The organism is Nocardia aegles (assembly GCF_052545135.1).
Window position 1 is genome coordinate 1 of the sequence record NZ_JBQWRI010000007.1, and the last position, 16,160, is coordinate 16,160.

Annotated in this window: 14 protein-coding genes; 6 read left to right on the forward strand and 8 right to left on the reverse strand. The window is 68.2% G+C overall.

The genetic code is table 11. The annotated features are described in order from the left end of the window. Nucleotides 1–468: 468 nt before the first annotated feature. Nucleotides 469–2,349 (forward strand): ABC transporter ATP-binding protein, encoded by a 1,881-nt coding sequence (locus tag ACT89H_RS19595; protein WP_445110073.1) that lies wholly within the window; start codon nucleotides 469–471, stop codon nucleotides 2,347–2,349. Here the strand turns inward: ACT89H_RS19595 and ACT89H_RS19600 are convergent. The 5 genes from ACT89H_RS19600 to lon form a co-directional block, all read right to left on the reverse strand. After that, a complete protein-coding gene (locus ACT89H_RS19600; protein WP_445110074.1) occupies nucleotides 2,333–2,572 on the reverse strand; it encodes a hypothetical protein in 240 nt (79 codons plus the stop codon). The genes ACT89H_RS19595 and ACT89H_RS19600 overlap by 17 nt on opposite strands. Before the next feature lie 435 nt (nucleotides 2,573–3,007). Beyond that, nucleotides 3,008–4,501: an alpha/beta hydrolase gene (locus tag ACT89H_RS19605; protein WP_445110075.1), complete on the reverse strand. Its 1,494-nt coding sequence runs from the start codon at nucleotides 4,499–4,501 to the stop codon at nucleotides 3,008–3,010. A 410-nt stretch (nucleotides 4,502–4,911) separates the two neighbouring features. Then, nucleotides 4,912–5,907, reverse strand: coding sequence for an oxidoreductase (locus ACT89H_RS19610; protein WP_445110076.1), 996 nt, complete (start codon nucleotides 5,905–5,907; stop codon nucleotides 4,912–4,914). A 37-nt stretch (nucleotides 5,908–5,944) separates the two neighbouring features. Continuing rightward, a complete protein-coding gene (locus ACT89H_RS19615) occupies nucleotides 5,945–7,015 on the reverse strand; it encodes a DNA polymerase IV (RefSeq protein ID WP_445110077.1) in 1,071 nt (356 codons plus the stop codon). 158 nt (nucleotides 7,016–7,173) lie between these two features. Beyond that, nucleotides 7,174–9,507, reverse strand: a complete 2,334-nt coding sequence (gene lon / locus ACT89H_RS19620; RefSeq protein ID WP_445110366.1) for an endopeptidase La — start codon at nucleotides 9,505–9,507, stop codon at nucleotides 7,174–7,176. Nucleotides 9,508–9,890: 383 nt separating this feature from the next. Here lon and ACT89H_RS19625 point away from each other — a divergent pair, with 383 nt between their 5' ends. The 4 genes from ACT89H_RS19625 (at nucleotide 9,891) to ACT89H_RS19640 (ending at nucleotide 13,290) form a co-directional block, all read left to right on the forward strand. Further along, a complete protein-coding gene (locus ACT89H_RS19625; RefSeq protein ID WP_445110078.1) occupies nucleotides 9,891–10,682 on the forward strand; it encodes a TIGR03084 family metal-binding protein in 792 nt (263 codons plus the stop codon). Between the two features lie 243 nt (nucleotides 10,683–10,925). Next, nucleotides 10,926–12,110 carry an L-2-hydroxyglutarate dehydrogenase gene (lhgD, locus tag ACT89H_RS19630; RefSeq protein ID WP_445110079.1) on the forward strand — a complete coding sequence of 395 codons (1,185 nt, stop codon included), beginning with the start codon at nucleotides 10,926–10,928 and terminating at the stop codon, nucleotides 12,108–12,110. Between the two features lie 138 nt (nucleotides 12,111–12,248). Continuing rightward, on the forward strand, nucleotides 12,249–12,707 hold the full coding sequence (locus ACT89H_RS19635; protein WP_445110080.1) for an SRPBCC family protein: 459 nt from the start codon (nucleotides 12,249–12,251) through the stop codon (nucleotides 12,705–12,707). A 10-nt stretch (nucleotides 12,708–12,717) separates the two neighbouring features. Continuing rightward, on the forward strand, nucleotides 12,718–13,290 hold the full coding sequence (locus tag ACT89H_RS19640) for a ribonuclease H family protein (protein WP_445110081.1): 573 nt from the start codon (nucleotides 12,718–12,720) through the stop codon (nucleotides 13,288–13,290). A gap of 60 nt (nucleotides 13,291–13,350) precedes the next feature. Here the strand turns inward: ACT89H_RS19640 and ACT89H_RS19645 are convergent, their stop codons facing one another. Both ACT89H_RS19645 and ACT89H_RS19650 read right to left on the reverse strand, forming a co-directional pair. Further along, nucleotides 13,351–13,821, reverse strand: a complete 471-nt coding sequence (locus ACT89H_RS19645) for an NUDIX hydrolase (RefSeq protein ID WP_445110082.1) — start codon at nucleotides 13,819–13,821, stop codon at nucleotides 13,351–13,353. A gap of 4 nt (nucleotides 13,822–13,825) precedes the next feature. Next, nucleotides 13,826–14,566 (reverse strand): DUF5919 domain-containing protein, encoded by a 741-nt coding sequence (locus ACT89H_RS19650; protein WP_445110083.1) that lies wholly within the window; start codon nucleotides 14,564–14,566, stop codon nucleotides 13,826–13,828. A 167-nt stretch (nucleotides 14,567–14,733) separates the two neighbouring features. On the opposite strand from ACT89H_RS19650, the gene ACT89H_RS19655 reads away from it, so the two are divergent. Next, nucleotides 14,734–15,003, forward strand: coding sequence for a hypothetical protein (locus ACT89H_RS19655; protein WP_445110084.1), 270 nt, complete (start codon nucleotides 14,734–14,736; stop codon nucleotides 15,001–15,003). 308 nt (nucleotides 15,004–15,311) lie between these two features. Here the strand turns inward: ACT89H_RS19655 and ACT89H_RS19660 are convergent, their stop codons facing one another. Continuing rightward, a complete protein-coding gene (locus ACT89H_RS19660; RefSeq protein WP_445110085.1) occupies nucleotides 15,312–16,145 on the reverse strand; it encodes a hypothetical protein in 834 nt (277 codons plus the stop codon). Nucleotides 16,146–16,160: the final 15 nt, after the last annotated feature.

Here is a 16,160-nt window from a genome sequence, read left to right on the forward strand (position 1 = left end):
CACGCGAGCCGGGCCGCAAACGGAACAGGCTCGGTCTCGCTGCGCTCGAAAGACGTTGTTGGGGTGCGCTGAGCGCGTTGGTACGTGAGTCGCGGACCCGGGGTGCGAAGGGGGCGACCGGGGCGACTCTTGTCAGGTTCATCGGCAGGAATGGGGCGCTTCTCTGAATCGGCTTCAGAAGTAGGCTCGCCGCATCGAGACCTGGGCCGCTGTCTTGGACAATCAATGCCTTCATGTGGCCGCTGGGCGGTATGCGCCGGTGCGGAACTATTGCGTTTGGTGTGCGCCCGATGCGTTGGTTACGCCGACGTCATCCCAGCTGGAGTACGTCAGGGGTTCGGGTTGCCGCCGGTTTCGCCGTGAGCGGACACGCCGCCGGGCCGGAATCGACTTGAACTCAACCATTGTTGAGGTCTTAATGTCGGTGGCCAGGTCTTGGATGGGATGGGCAGCGAGAGGGAGAACAACGTGAGCATCGAATCCGTGGCGTGGAGCCAGATGTACCGGCGGGCGAACGCGCCGCAGGAACAGCGGCCGTTCCGCCTCGCCACCGCCGGGCGCATCATCCGGTTCGCCGCGCCGCACCGGCGGCGCATCGGCGCCTTCCTGCTGTTCAGCGTGGTGTCCGCGGTCCTCGCCGTGGCGACTCCGGTGCTGGCGGGCCGGGTGGTCGACCACATCGTCGGCGGTGCGGCGCCACGGGTGGTGGTCGGCCTCGCGGTGGTGATCGGCGTGCTCGCGGTGTTCGACGCCGGACTCGGGGTGGCGATCCGGTGGATGTCGGCGCGGATCGGTGAAGGACTCATCCTCGATCTGCGCACCGCCGTGTTCGACCACGTGCAGAAGATGCCCGTCGCCTTCTTCACCCGGACCAGGACCGGCGCGCTGGTCAGCCGCTTGAACAACGACGTCATCGGCGCCCAGCGCGCGTTCAGCGACACCTTGTCCGGCGTGGTGGCCAATCTGGTGACCCTCGCGCTGACCCTCGGGGTGATGATCAGCATCTCCTGGCAGATCACAGTGCTCGCGCTGGTGTTGCTTCCGGTGTTCGTGATCCCGGCGCGCCGGATGGGCAACCGCTTGGCGGACTTGCAGCGGGAGGCGGCCCAACTGAACGCGGCGATGAGCACCCAGATGACCGAGCGCTTCTCCGCGCCGGGCGCGACGCTGGTGAAGCTCTTCGGCCGTCCGGAACAGGAGTCCGGCGAGTTCGCGCTGCGGGCCCGCCGGGTGCGGAATATCGGCGTGCGCACCGCGATGCTGCAAACTGTCTTCGTCACCTCGCTCACGCTGGTGTCCGCGCTGGCGATCGCCCTGGTGTACGGGCTCGGCGGCTGGTACGCCCTGCGCGGGCAATTGGAGGCGGGCGCGGTCGTGTCGCTGTCGTTGCTGCTGACCAGGCTCTACGCGCCGCTCACCGCGCTGGCCAGCGCCCGGATGGAGATCATGGCCGCGCTGGTGAGCTTCGAGCGGGTCTTCGAAGTGCTCGATCTGAAACCGCTGATCGAGGACGCGCCGGATGCGAAACCGGTACCCGCGGGTCCGGTCGCGGTGGAGTTGGACGCGGTGCGCTTCGGCTACCCGTCGGCCGACAAGGTGTCGCTGGCCTCGCTGGAGGATGTGGCGAATCTGGACACCCGCGGCGGGGTGGAGGTGCTGCACGACGTGTCGTTGCGTGCCGAGCCCGGTCAGCTGATCGCGCTGGTCGGCTCCTCGGGTGCGGGCAAGTCGACCATCGCGCAACTGGTCTCGCGTCTCTACGATGTCGACGCGGGCGCGGTGCGGTTGAACGGCGTGGACGTGCGCGAGCTGACCACCGGATCGCTGCGCGACACGGTTGGGCTGGTCACCCAGGACGGGCACCTGTTCCACGACACCATCCGGGCCAATCTGCTGCTCGCGCGGCCGGAGGCCACCGAGGACGAACTCTGGGACGCGCTGCGACGCGCCCGGCTGCGCGACTTGGTCGCAGCGCTGCCGGACGGGCTGGAGACCGTGGTCGGCGAACGCGGCTACCGGCTCTCCGGCGGTGAGCGCCAGCGCCTGACCATCGCGCGCCTGCTACTCAAGCAACCGCGCGTGGTGATCCTGGACGAGGCGACCGCGTCGCTGGACTCCACCTCGGAAGCCGCCGTGCAAGAGGCGCTGTCCGAAGCACTGGAAGGCAGGACCGCGCTGGTGATCGCACACCGACTCTCCACCATCCGCGCCGCCGACCAGATCCTCGTGCTGGAGGAGGGCCGGATCGTGGAACGCGGCACGCACCCCGAGCTACTGACCGCCGATGGCCGCTACGCGGAGCTGTACCGCACCCAGTTCGCCGAGGAACCCATCACGACCGCCGCTTGATCCGTCCTCCGGGAAAGTGCTCGAATCCGCCTCGCCGAAGCGGGTGCTCGGTGTAACCTTGCCGGTCGCGGCCCGCGAATCCTCCCCCTGATTCGCGGGCCGTCAACGCTTCCAGGAACGGGCCGAGGTCTTCACCAGTGCAGGCCGCCATCTGGGCGAAGGAGAACGAGTGCTTTCCGACCTGCCCGTCCGCGTAGACCGGGGTCCATACGATGAGCGCCATCGTGATCTGCTTCGCTCGCTCCAGCGCCGACAGCGTGCGAATCGGAACCGCGAGGGTGGCTATTGGATTGCGGAGGCAGACCCGAACGCGGCTGCCCAGGCCATCGCGCTACGTATTCCGGTCGATGGCATCGACTTTGTTGTTCTCGTCACTGATGGCGCCACCGAACCTCTTGCGACGCTGGGCATCTCATGGGACGACGTGGCTCGACTGGACAACCTCGAACTCGAAGTACTGCTGGCGCGATGTCACCAGTGGGAGGCGTTTGTCGATCCTGACGGGCGGCATCACCCAAGGTCGAAACGACACGACGACAAGACAATCGCGGTAATTCGACCCTGCGCGAAAGCCCGAATAAGCAGATGAGCCCCCGCTGTGTGTAGGGCGGCACGGCGGACGTAGTAGGCGCGAACTGACGGTGCGTGGGCTCTCCGACTAGCTCGCCCTCGCGTCGGCAGCGCAGGTGGTATCGGCGTCCGGCATGGTTCCCGCGCCGAAGTAGGTGTTGATCGCGTTGTTCACGCAACTGCTCAGCTCGGGCCGGAATGTCATGTGGATACGGACGTCTTGCAAGGTGACCATCCGCGACTGCGACAGGTACTGGTGCAGCCGGACGCCGTGCGCGTAGGGAGTGCGCGGATCGCCCGTCGCCTGCACGATGAGCACGGGCACCGCGTTGCGCACCACGGTCGGCGGTTCGACCGGACGAGGCCAGAAGGCGCACGGCTGGATATTGCCCGCCAGCGCGCCGAACACCGGTTGCGTCGCGCGGTTCTCCTCGATATTGCGCCAGTACCAGAGCGGATCGATGGGCGCGCTGACATCGCCACAGGCGATCTCCGCCAGGACGGAATTCTCGTTGTCCCGCAGCGCCGCGACGATGGCGCGCAGCCGCGGCGTGCGCGAGGTGGTGGGCGGACCGCCCGCGGCGTCGGCGAGCTCGCGCACTGTCGCGGCCAACGGTTCGTTCAGCCGGAAATTCCACAACAAGCTGTGCAGGATGAACGGCAACCAGTGGTCGTCGATCGCGAAGCCATCGATGACGATCGGCTGCCGGTGGGCGATGCGGACCAGTTCCTCGATTTCCGCGCGCACCTGTCGCGGCGTCGCGCCGAGCCGGAACTCGTCGTCCCGCGCGGCAGCCCAGACCGCCCAGTCGTCCAGCGCGATCTCGTCCGCGGGACCCCAATCCTGGACCAATCCCGTCCAGTACCGGTCCGGGTCGATCGCGCTGTCGAGCACGACCCGATCACTGCGCTCGGGGAACATCTGAGTGAACACCGCACCGAGGTACGTGCCGTAGGACAAGCCGTAGAAATTGATCTTCTCCTCGCCCAAGGCCGCCCGGACGACGTCCATGTCCCGCGCCGTGTTGCGAGTGGTGAACTGCCGCACCAACTCCGGATCGCGAACGACGCAGCTCGCGGCCATGCCCGCGGACTGAACGGTGTCGTGCGCGAAACCCAGCGGATCCAGGCCCGCCGAGCGGACCATCTCGCCGACCGGCCACCCGCACCGCGGGCTCGAGGTGGACTCGCCCACTCCGCGCGGGTCCATTCCGATCAGGTCGTAACTCGCCAGCACGTCCGGCGACAACACGTCACCGAGCAGATCCACACTGTCCAGACCGGTCCCGCCGGGACCACCCGGATTCGACAACAGGATGCCGCGCCTGCGTGCCGGATCGCTCGCCTTCACCCGCGATATCGCCAGAGTGATGGTGCGACCGTCGGGCCGCCCGTAGTCGAGCGGCACGAGGACGTTCGCGCACTCGCCACCGGCCTTGTCGAGATTCTCCACGCCGCACGGTTTCCACTCGAGCGTCTGGTGATAGAAGCGATCCGGGCCGCTCGGCTGTGAGTCGGCGGCCGGCGCGGCTCGGCCGTACGCGGGCGAAGCCAGCAGCGCGGACACCGCCACTATCGACATCGAACGCCACAACGTATTCGTGGACAGGGGAATTCGCCTCTCGACCGGAGCAAGCACGTAGGTGGATGCGGAAGAACCGTATCGGATCGATGCGTGCAACGGTGGCAACGACTTCCCCCGCGCGGCGCGGTCGGATCGAGGCCATCCGCGGACGCCGGAGATCAACGCGCATCCCGCATCGCGGTGCACCCGGGCTCATCCGCGGGGGACCTGTATCGCCGGACCTCGGGCAACCGCCACGGTAACGCGACGGCACGCCCGCGTGTGAACGAGCCGATGGTCGGGAACCGACGAAGCCCGGCTCGAACGAATCGAACCGGGCTTCGCTGATCGGTCTTATGGCTGCGGTCTCGGTACGTCCGCAGCACATCCGGCGTGGATATCGTCCGAGCGCTACCGAGGATCGACCGTCAGAATTCGCCCATGACGCCGAGAACGGTCCGCCCCCGGTGGCTGCCGTCGCGGATGGAGTGCAGCACCCGCTCCACGTCGGTGATCGGAGCGAAATTCTCCAGTGCCGAAAGATGCTGCGGGCGAAGCTCTTTGCCGAGCTGGGCCCACAACTCGCGGCGGCGCTCGATCGGAAGGTTGACCGAATCGATGCCCTCCAGGGTGACGCCGCGCAGAATGAACGGCAGTACCGTGGTGGGCAGTTCCGGTCCGCCGGTGAGCCCGCTGGCCGCGACCACCCCGCCGTAACCGATGGCGCTGAGCACGTAGGCCAGCGACGCGCCGCCGACGCTGTCCACGGCCGCCGCCCACCGCGCCTTGGTCAACGGCCGCGGCTCGGCATTCGGGTCCTCCGGCAACCTGCCGATCACCTCGTTCGCGCCGATCTCGCTGAGCAGATCGTTCGCGTCGGTCTTGCCGGTGGACGCGATGACTTCGAAACCGAGGCCGGAGAGGATGTCGATACTCACGCTGCCGACTCCGCCGGTCGCGCCGGTGACCAGCACCGGGCCCGCGTCCGGCAGGACGCCGCGATCGAGCAGGGCCTGCACGCTGAGGGCCGCGGTGAACCCGGCGGTGCCCAGCGCGGCCGCGTCGCGCATGCTCAGGCCCGCCAGCTTGACCACCCATTCAGCGGGCACCCTGGCGTACTCGGCGAAGCCGCCGTTGTGCGCGACGCCGATGTCGTATCCGTGCGCGATCACCTGGTCACCCGGGGCGAAATCGTCGTCGGCGGACTCGACCACCTCGCCGACGACATCGATCCCGGGAACGATCGGGTAGTTGCGCACCACACCGCCGCCCTTGGTGATCGCCAGACCGTCCTTGTAGTTCGCGCTCGAGTAGTGCACTTTGATCGTCACGTCACCCGGCCCGAGGAAATCCTCGCCGGCCTGCTGCCTGGTCAGGACGATCCCGCTATCCGATTCGTGTGCCACCATCGCCCAGAACTCCATGCGGACGAGCATACGAGCGTCCGGTCGGGTCGGGGAGCTACCGCGGCAGGAGTTCCAACCGCACGCCGAGCAGACGAACCGGACGGTCGAGGTCGAATCGTTCGACGATGCGCAGCGCGGTCTCGGCGATGCGCGCGACGTCGATGGTCGGTTCGGGCAGTTTCTCCTGTTTACTGCGGGTGTAGAACGTGTTCGTGCGGACCGTCACCGAAACGCGGGTGCCGATCCGGCCCGCCGCGGCCATCTCCTCGGCGACCTCGGTGGCCAGCCGCGCGACGTGGGCGCGGATCTCGCCGGGATCGGTCAGGTCCTGCGGGAAGGTCTCGGATTTGCTGCGGCCGACCGGTATTCGCGGTTCGGTGGTGACGTCGGTATCGCCTTTGCCGTGGCCGAGCACCCAGAGATACGGACCGGTGTTCGGCCCGAATTCGGCGGCCAGACGCTGCCGGTCCGCCGCCATCAACTCGCCGACGGTTCGAATGCCGAGTTCCGCGAGCCGGGCGGCGATCCGGTTACCGATGCCCCACAGCGCGTCGGTGGGCCGATGCGCCATCACCTCGGTCCAGTTGGCGGCGGTGAGCCGGAAGACGCCGGCGGCGGCGCCCGCATCGGCGGCGGGCGCGGCCGACGACTTGCCCGCCGACTTGGCGAAGCCGGTCGCGAGCTTGGCGGTGAGCTTGTTGTCCCCGATGCCGATCGAGCAGGTCAGCTCGAGTTCGGCGATCGCGTCGCGCACCCGCCGAGCGAGAGCTTCCGGGTCGTCGGTGTCGGTGGCGAGGAACGCCTCGTCCCAGCCCCACACCTCGACCCGTCCCGGAAACGTGCGCAGCAGGGCCATGACCTCGTCGGAGGCGTCCTCGTAGGCGGCCATGTCCAAGGGAAGGAACACGCCGTCGGGGCACTTGCGCTGGGCGCTGCGCAGCGGCATCCCGGCCCGCACGCCGAACGCGCGCGCCGGATACGACGCGCAGGTCACCACTTTGCGGGGTTCGGTGGGATCGCCGTGACCGCCGACGATGACCGGCAGCCCGCGCAGCTCCGGATGACGGCGGAATTCCACCGCCGCCTGGAACTGATCGAGATCGACGTGCAACAGCCATCTGGCCACATGCCGTTCTTACCGCAGGGGTGCGACACCCGGCCGGAATTCCGGCGGATCGCCCGCCGCCCGCCGCCGGGCTCGCGGCACGTGAACCGATCGCATTGCGCACCGACAGCGAAGGGCCGGGCCCGGATATGCTCCGTGCCCGACCCGTTCCGCCCAGATCAGGCGGTCGCCGCGAAGGCGGGCCCCAAGGCCGGTTCGGCGACCGGCTCGATCGCGTAGGCCAGGATGTCGGCCACGTCGGCGACCGGCCGGACGTCCAGCGCGGCCAGCACTTCCGCCGGGACGTCGTCCAGATCCGGCTCGTTGCGCGCCGGGATGAACACCGTCCGCAACCCGGCCCGCTGCGCGGCGAGCAGCTTCTGCTTCACGCCGCCGATCGGCAGCACCCGGCCGTTCAGCGTGACCTCACCGGTCATGCCGACGTCCGATCGCACCTGACGACCCAGCGCCAGCGACACCAGGGCGGTGACCATCGTGACGCCCGCGGACGGCCCGTCCTTCGGTACCGCACCGGCCGGGAAGTGGATGTGGATATTGCGATCCAGCACCGAGGGCTCGATGCCGATCTCCTCCAGGTGCGAGCGCACGTAGGTCAGCGCGATCTGGGCCGACTCCTTCATGACGTCACCGAGCTGGCCGGTGAGGGTCAGCGAGCGCTCGCCCTCGGCGGCGTTCGCCTCGATGTAGAGGACGTCGCCGCCGGCGCCGGTCACGGCGAGGCCGGTGGCCACACCCGGGACGGCCGTGCGTTCCACCGAGTCGGGGGTGAAGCGCGGACGACCCAGGTAGTCGGTCAAGTCGTCCAGATCGATCGTCAGCGCCCCGGTGTCACGTTCGACCGTCGCCTCGTAACCCAGCTCGGGGTCGTAGCCCGATCCGGCTTCGCGCTCCGACAGCCGGGTGGCCGCCTTGCGCAGCGCTTTGGCGATCAGCCGCTCCATCTGCCTGACCCCGGCCTCCCTGGTGTAGTTGGCGGCGATCTCGCGCAGCGCTTCCTCGCTCACCGACACCTCCTCGGCGGTCAGCGCGTTGCGCTCCAGCTGCCGCGGCACCAGGAAGTCGCGCGCGATCGCCACCTTGTCGTCCTCGGTGTAGCCGTCGACGGTGATCAGTTCCATCCGGTCCAGCAGCGGGCCGGGGATGGTCTCCATGACGTTCGCCGTCGCGATGAACAGCACGTCGGACAGGTCCAGGTCCAGATCCAGATAGTGGTCGCGGAACGTGTGGTTCTGCGCCGGGTCCAGCACCTCGAGCAGGGCGGCCGCCGGGTCGCCGCGGAAGTCGGAGCCGACCTTGTCGATCTCGTCCAGCAGGACGACCGGGTTCATCGAACCGGCTTCCTTCATGGCCCGCACGATCCGGCCGGGCAGCGCTCCGACGTAGGTGCGACGGTGCCCGCGGATCTCGGCCTCGTCGCGGACGCCGCCCAGCGCCACCCGGACGAACTTGCGGCCGAGGGCTCGCGCCACGGATTCACCCAGCGAGGTCTTGCCGACGCCGGGCGGGCCGACCAGTACCAGCACCGCGCCGGACCCGCGGCCGCCGACGATCTCCAAGCCGCGGGCGGCCCGGCGAGCGCGGACGGCCAGGTACTCGACCATGCGGTCCTTGACCTCTTCCAAGCCGTGGTGGTCGGCGTCGAGCACCGCGCGGGCGGCCGAGACGTCGGCGCTGTCGGTGGTCTTCACCGTCCACGGCAGCTCGAGCACGGTGTCCAGCCAAGTCCGGATCCAGCCGGATTCCGGGCTCTGATCGCTGGCTCGTTCCAGCCTGCCGACCTCTCGCAGCGCCGCCTCACGCACGGTGTCGGGCAGGTCGGCCCGCTCGACGCGGGTGCGGTAGTCGTCCGCGCCGTCCGGCTCGTCCTCGCCGAGTTCCTTACGGATCGCGTTGAGCTGCTGGCGCAACAGGAATTCCCGCTGGCTCTTCTCCATGCCCGCACGCACGTCTTCGCTGATCTTCTCGCTGATCTCGGCCTCGGCGATGTGCGCTTTGGTCCACTCGATCAGGGTGGTCAGCCGCTCGACCACGTCGGGGGTCTCGAGCAGTTCCCGCTTCTGATCGGAAGTCAGGTACGGGGCGTAGCCCGCGGTGTCGGCGATGGCCGACGGGTCGGTCAGCTGATTGACCGCGTCGATGATCTGCCAGGCCTCGCGGCGTTGCAGTACCGAGACGATCAGTTTCTTGTACTCGCCTGCCAGTTCCTTGGTACGGCCGTCCGCGGCGGGCGTCTCGACCGGCTCGGCCTCGACCCACAGCGCGGCCCCGGGACCGGTGACACCGTGCCCGATCTTGGCGCGCCGTTCGGCCTTGAGGACCGCCGCCGGGGTCCCGCCGCGCATCCGGCCGACCTGTTCGATGGTGGCGACCACACCGTAGGTGGCGTAGCCCTCGTTCAGCCGCGGCGCGAGCAGCACGGCGTCGGTCTTGGCGGCGCGCGCGGCATCGATCGCGGCCTGCGCCGATTCGTCCAGTTCGATGGGCACGACCATGCCCGGCAGCACGATCGGATCGGTCAGGAACAGCACCGGCAGGTTCTGGGGTGTAGTCACGTCTTCGACCCTCCAAAAGTTGAGCGATGCCTACTCAACCCCTGGGGGTATGGGTTTGTTCCGCGTCGACCGGTCCGTTCGCTGACGGCGAATCCCCGCTCCGGTGCGTCCGCGTTTCGCGTCGACATTCCGTCGAGGCAATGAGAACGTCCAAGGCAATCAGAACGTCCGAGGCGATGAGAACGTCCAAGGCAATGAGAACGTCGGTAGCAGGCACGCCGCCGCCGAGACGCAACAGCGTGATTGCCGATTCTCTACCCCGCTGCGATGCTGGACGGCGGTGGCACACGAAGCGGTGGGCCCGGGACCGGCAGGGGAAACAGATGGTTGACCTAGAGGTGCTGCTCGGCGATTTCGCCGACGAATGCGCGGATCTGGAACGACTCGTCGCCCCCCTGGCGCCCGAGGAGTGGTCGCGCGCCACACCCGCGCCCGGCTGGACCATCGCGCATCAGATCGGGCATCTGGCCTGGACCGACGAGATCGCGACGATCGCCACCACGGATACCGAGCGCTTCCAGCGGTTGCTGGCCGCGGCCGGCCCTCGCGTCCCCGCCTTCGTCGACGAGGCCGCCGAGGAGGCCGCCACCGAACCGCCCGCCGAGTTGCTCGATCGCTGGCGGCGTGGGCGCGCGTCGCTCGTGGCCGCGCTGCGCGCCGTGCCCGCGGGCGGCAAACTGCCGTGGTTCGGTCCGCCGATGAGCGCCGCGTCGATGATCACCGCTCGCCTCATGGAAACGTGGGCGCACGGGCAGGACGTGGCCGATGCTCTCGGCGTGCACCGCTCGCCTACCGCGCGGCTGCGCACCGTGGCCCATATCGGCGTGCGCACCAGGAACTTCGCCTACACCGTGCACGGAAAGACCCCGCCCGCAGCGGAATTCCGGGTCGAACTCACCGCACCGGATCGCACCGTCTGGTCGTGGGGCCCCGCGGACGCCGAGCAGCGGGTGACCGGACCGGCACTCGACTTCTGCCTTCTGGTGACCCAGCGCCGCCATCCGGACGATCTGGCGGTCGTGGCACACGGCGAGGACGCCGCGGAATGGCTCACTCTCGCACAGGCTTTCGCGGGTCCGACGGGCGAAGGACGGACTGCGGGCCAGTTCGCCTGACCCGGAGCGGGCGAGCGCCACACTTGGGTGCGCCGTGGTCATGTCGACGGCCGGACGCCGTTGGCCGGTGTCTCGAGCTGGCAGTCGAGAATGGCGCTCGCCCGCTCCTCGATGTTTACCCGCCCGTGTGTGCACGGAAACATCGACGTCATGAACGCGGGGATCCGACTCGCCCTGCGGTGCGCCCACGTCCCACGGAACGCGATTCCGCCCTGGTGTGACCGACCGCTTACCCTGCTCGGCATGAGCGCCTACGATTTCTGCGTCATCGGCGGCGGCATCGTCGGCGTGGCGACCGCGCACCGGATCCTGGCGCGCCATCCCGGTGCGAGCCTGGTGCTGCTGGAGAAGGCCGAGCGTCTGGCCGTCCATCAAACCGGGCACAACAGTGGTGTCATCCACTCCGGCATCTACTATCCGCCGGACAGTCTGAAGGCCACGCTGTGTCGCCAGGGTGCGCGCTGGACCAAGGATTTCGCGGCGGCACACGACATTCCGTACCGGGTTTGCGGCAAACTGTTGGTCGCCACCGACGACGCCGAGCACGGACGCATGCTCGAACTGCACGAACGTTCCGTCGCCAACGGCGTGGCCGTCGAACTGATCGACACCGTGGAACTCACGCGGCGGGAACCGCGCGTCACCGGTGTCGGCGCCCTGTTCGTGCCCGACACCGGCATCATCGACTTCACCCGGGTAACCGAAGCACTGGCCGAGGAAGTCCGCTGCGCCGGTGGTGAATTCGTGCTGGGCGCCGAGATCGCGGCACTCACCGAAACCTCGGACGCGGTGACCGCCGCCGGACCGGCCGGTTCCTGGACCGCTCGCCGCCTGGTGGTCTGCGCGGGGCTGCAAGCCGACCGGATGGCACGAGCCGCCGGACTGCGCACCGACTTTCGCATCGTTCCCTTCCGCGGCGAGTACTACCAACTGCCGCGGGAGCGCAACGGGCTGGTCAGCACGTTGATCTATCCGATCCCCGATCCCGAATTGCCTTTCCTCGGCGTGCATCTGAGCCCGACGATCGACGGAGCGCTCACCGTGGGCCCGAACGCGGTACTCGGTCTCGCCAGGGAGGGCTACCGCAAAGGCAGCGTCGACCTGCGCGACGCGCGAGAAGTGCTGGGTTTTCCCGGTTTCCACCGCGTCGCCAGGGCGAACGTGCGAACCGGACTGCGGGAACTACGCGATTCGCTGTTCAAGCGGGGATACCTGGCACAGTGCCGCCGCTATTGTCCGGAACTGACGCTCGCCGATCTGCTTCCCCGGGAGGCGGGAATTCGCGCGCAGGCGGTGCTGCGCGACGGAACCTTGGTGCACGACTTCATGCTGGAGCGCACCGAGCGCTCGATTCATCTGCTCAACGCCCCCTCACCTGCGGCGACATCGGCCATGCCGATCGCGGAGCACATTGTCGACCAGCTGTGAGCATGCGGCGGAGCGGTCTTTTCCCAAGCAACTACTCGGTCTCGATCGCGCGATTCGGCGCACCGATTCGCGCGGAGTCCTCGAATAAAGAGGAGAGCTGTAGTACTTTTAACGCCAGTCGTGGGACAGGGAGTGCCTATGGGCCACATCAAGTACGCGAGTGACGTCGCAGCACCCGTCGCGGTCGCTTTCGACTACACGGACAATCCGCTATTCGTACCGAATTGGATGTTCGGGATCGCGGACTTCGTACCGACCGGCGACCAGGACCGCGGACTCGGCGCGGTCTTCGCCACCACCACCCGCCTCGCACTCTGGCAGCCGACCGCCACCTGTGCGATCACCGAATACCGCCACAACGCGGTGATCGGGTACACGCTGCGCGGACGCTTCTCCGGCACCCTGCGGCTACGCTTCGACCCGCTCGGTTACGGACGCTCCGTGCTGACCTCCGAGGCGGAGTACAGTCCACCTCGCGGGGTGATCGGGCGCCTGGTGGACGCCGCGGTCAAATCGGCGCTGCGGCGTACCGAGGCCCGGTTACGGAGGGAGATAGAGCAATTCCACGGTACCGATCTTGTCGGTCGGATTGCGTAGGGTGCCGGCCATGATCATCGTGAGCACCGACGGGTCCTGCCTCCGCAATCCCGGTGGCGCCATCGGCTGGGCTTGGGTTAATCATCAGGGCTCCTCGGCGAGCGGGGGAGCCGCGTCCGGGACCAACCAGGTCGCGGAGTTGCGCGCGGTGCTGGAGGCGATCGTCGCCCACCCCGGGTCCGAACCCCTTCTCATCGAGAGCGATTCGCTCTACGCCATCAAATGCGCCTCGGAGTGGGTGTCGGGATGGCGGCTCAACGGCTGGCGCACGTCGACCGGTGGCGCGGTGAAGAACGTCGAACTCGTCCAGCAGATCGATCGGGCGATCGCGACCAGGCCGGGACCGGTCCGGTTCCGCTGGGTCCGTGGGCATGTCGGCAACTACTTCAACGAACAGGCCGACGCACTGGCCGGAGCCGCTGCCCGGCAGGCCGCCGTCACCGCGGCCGTCGCCGAGGCGAACACCGTGGAAATGCTCGCGGTGACTGTGGAGGAAACGCCGACGGCGCCGGAAGCGCCGAAGGACAAGGCCGCGGGGAAGGCGGCCGCGCCGTCGGCGCCACAGACTCTGACGCTGTTCTGATGCGCCCGCCGAAACGGTGCATACGCCGCCCACTACGGGCCACCCGTCTGCGCCGAATCTTCAGCCGAGGTATGGCGCGGACCGCCCTTCCAGGTAGTGAGTCAGCCTGAGTCGCTGTGTGTGGTGCATGTCGAGGCTGTCCAGGTCGGCCGGGGCAACGAACCGTAGTTCGGTGGACTCATCGGATATGGCGAGGTCGCCACCGATGACATGGGCCAGGAAGCACACATTGAACTGGCGTCGGACCTCGCCGTCGCTGTAGGCGATGACGTGGCGCGGATCGGTGTAGATGCCGACGAGTCCGGTGATTTCGACGTCGAGCCCGGTTTCCTCCTTGACCTCTCGCACAGCGCAGCCGGGAAGGCTGTCGGTCATCTCCATGCCCCCACCGGGCAACGCCCATAGGCCGCTGTCGGCGCGCCGCTGTAGCAGGATGCGGCCCTGGTCGTCGCACACCACAGCCGAGGCCGCGACAACTAGACTGTTCGGCTCGGGGGCGGCGGGGTCGTCGTAGAACTCGGTACGCGCCATCGGCTTACCCTTTCACCGGTCGGCCGGTTTGCCAGACCGCCTCGAAACTCTCGGTGTACGTGTCGAACAGGCCACCGTCGAGGGTACGGCGCAAATGCCAGACGGGTGCGGCGTAGGCATTCACTCCCCACAAATGGGCATTGACCATCACTTCGTTGTCAGCGCGGTAGATGCTGTTGTAGAGAGTCGTTTCGTGCGTGCGCAGCTCGATACCGGGCGTTGCTCGCAGTGCGCGGTAGTGCATCAATGCGAGACGGCAGCGGGATTCGATGCCGTGCCCGAATTTCTCTTCCGTGCCTCGTTGTCGGACGTTGGCGCTGTCGGCGTCACCCACGGCAATCCGTATCGAACAGCCCGCCTCGGCCCGTTCGATCAATAGCTCGTTGAGCCGGGGGTACGCCTCGTGGAGGAAGACAGCCGCGTAGACCAGGACGTCGATGTGGTGACGCGCAGCCGCGAACAGGTTGACGAACATCGATGCCGGGACATCGGCCCGCTGGTCGTGGAGCGCGACGAGTTCAGGGCTGACGGCGCGGGCTGTTCGCGCCTGCTGTAGGGCGGGCCACAGGGCATTGACGTCCTCCCCCAAACACTCGGCGGCATGGATTGCGGTGCGCCGCCGGGGGACTCGACCGAGGTTCACCCAGCGTTCAACCGATTTCGGGTCCACGCCTGTTGCCTCAGCCAAGCTCGCGTGAGTCCATCCTCGCGCCGCTATCGCGGCGCGCAACCGCTCATTCGACATAGGGACGTTGTACACCCGTCAGGACGTCCCGAAGTGGGAAACGTAGGGGGTTCCGTCGTCCCAACGATCAACGAGACGCTGACTCCGTGCCCCGGCGTCGGGTCGAGTCTCGAACTCCTCGGCGTCGGGTGCCTACCAACCACAGCGAAACGTGACAGGGGTGCACGATGGGGTTCGATTGGTGGCGGAACGCCGAACCGGATGAGACATCGCCGCAGGCGATCATCGACCGCGTGCAAGCGGAATGGGCGGCCGGTCGTCCGGCCGGGCCGCACGATGCGCCCGCCGGGCCGATGAGCGTGACCGACGCACACCGCGACATGCAACAGCACCGCGGTTGCCGCGCCGACAGCTGTCCGCGGAAAGCGGCAGCGCGGCACACACTCATCGCCGCCGGACGCATGGTGCCCGACACCTCGCGGGAGTATCAGCGGTGACCGAACCCGACTGGATCGACGACTACTGCGACGACGGGAACACGCCCGTCGACGAGCAGCACGCGCGCGGCCTGGTGAAGCTGCACGCCGCCTGCACGCCACCGTGCCCGCGCAAGGTGTCCGCCCAGCGGTACCTCCGCGAGCAGGACGCAGGCAACGGCAGCTCAAGTCCAGCGACCGGGTGGTTCGCCGGCGCGGTGCGCCGCTCGGGGTGCAGAAGGTCACACCTCACGATCTGCGGCACACCTGCGCCGGCTTGGCCGTGTCCTCCGGCGGTGGTGGCTCAGCCCACCGCCGGAGGCGCTCGGCTAGTTACCCTGCTGCGGTGCGGGCTGACCAGGCGGTGCGGGCTGACCAGGCGCGGGAGCGGAGCCCGGTGCGGGAGCGCCCGGCAGGCCGGTGCCCGCGCCCTTCAGCATCGGCGAATCGAGCTTGTCGACCAGCCACTCGTCGCCGGACTTCCGCAACTGGGCGATCACCACGACGAACTGCCGCTCGGGGTTGGCCTGGGTGAAGTTTGTCCGATACTGCGTGAGGGTCACCAGCACCTTCGCCGAGGTCTTGTCACCGGACTGGTAGCCGCACTGCACGTCATCGACCCACGACTTGACCTGCGCCCGCACCATCGCGTCCTTCAGCGCTTTGGTCGCGTCGTCGAACTCCTGGAGGAACTCGCCCGACGAGCCCGCCTTCACCGTGGCGAAGTAGACGTCGAGGTCTCTCGAGTAGTCGTAGACCGAGACGTCCTTGCCGAACTTGCATGCGGCGTTGGTCGAATCGCGGATCGCGTCGAGCTTGTCGCCGCGGTCGTTGCCCTGCAAGAAGAACACGACCACCGCGGTGATCGCCGCCACCGCGAGCACCCCGGCCAGGAACGCCGCCACCAGCGGAAGCGAGGTGGATTTCCCGGACTCCGCGGGTACGTCCGCTTTGCTGGGCTCGGTCTTCGCAGTCTGCTTCTCGCCGGCCTCGGCGTTCTTCTCGCCGGCCTCGGCCTTGTCCGCCTCCTCCGCCTTGGACAGGTCGGTCTTCGCCGCGCCAGCGGCTTCCCGCGACTTCTCGGTCACCGCGGCGGTGTCCTGGTCGGCGGCGGCGGCCGTGGTCTCGGCGTCCTTGCCGGTCTCGGCGTCGTCGGTAGACATCGATAAAACCTGCAC

Coding starts and splice junctions, on each gene's coding strand:
- lhgD (WP_445110079.1), top strand. CDS start 10,926: ATGAGCGCCTACGATTTCTGCGTCATCGGCGGCGGCATCGTCGGCGTG.
- ACT89H_RS19605 (WP_445110075.1), bottom strand. CDS start 4,501: ATGTCGATAGTGGCGGTGTCCGCGCTGCTGGCTTCGCCCGCGTACGGC.
- ACT89H_RS19625 (WP_445110078.1), top strand. CDS start 9,891: ATGGTTGACCTAGAGGTGCTGCTCGGCGATTTCGCCGACGAATGCGCG.
- ACT89H_RS19660 (WP_445110085.1), bottom strand. CDS start 16,145: ATGTCTACCGACGACGCCGAGACCGGCAAGGACGCCGAGACCACGGCC.
- ACT89H_RS19655 (WP_445110084.1), top strand. CDS start 14,734: ATGGGGTTCGATTGGTGGCGGAACGCCGAACCGGATGAGACATCGCCG.
- ACT89H_RS19645 (WP_445110082.1), bottom strand. CDS start 13,821: ATGGCGCGTACCGAGTTCTACGACGACCCCGCCGCCCCCGAGCCGAAC.
- ACT89H_RS19640 (WP_445110081.1), top strand. CDS start 12,718: ATGATCATCGTGAGCACCGACGGGTCCTGCCTCCGCAATCCCGGTGGC.
- lon (WP_445110366.1), bottom strand. CDS start 9,507: ATGGTCGTGCCCATCGAACTGGACGAATCGGCGCAGGCCGCGATCGAT.
- ACT89H_RS19650 (WP_445110083.1), bottom strand. CDS start 14,566: ATGTCGAATGAGCGGTTGCGCGCCGCGATAGCGGCGCGAGGATGGACT.
- ACT89H_RS19635 (WP_445110080.1), top strand. CDS start 12,249: ATGGGCCACATCAAGTACGCGAGTGACGTCGCAGCACCCGTCGCGGTC.
- ACT89H_RS19610 (WP_445110076.1), bottom strand. CDS start 5,907: ATGGAGTTCTGGGCGATGGTGGCACACGAATCGGATAGCGGGATCGTC.
- ACT89H_RS19600 (WP_445110074.1), bottom strand. CDS start 2,572: ATGGCGCTCATCGTATGGACCCCGGTCTACGCGGACGGGCAGGTCGGA.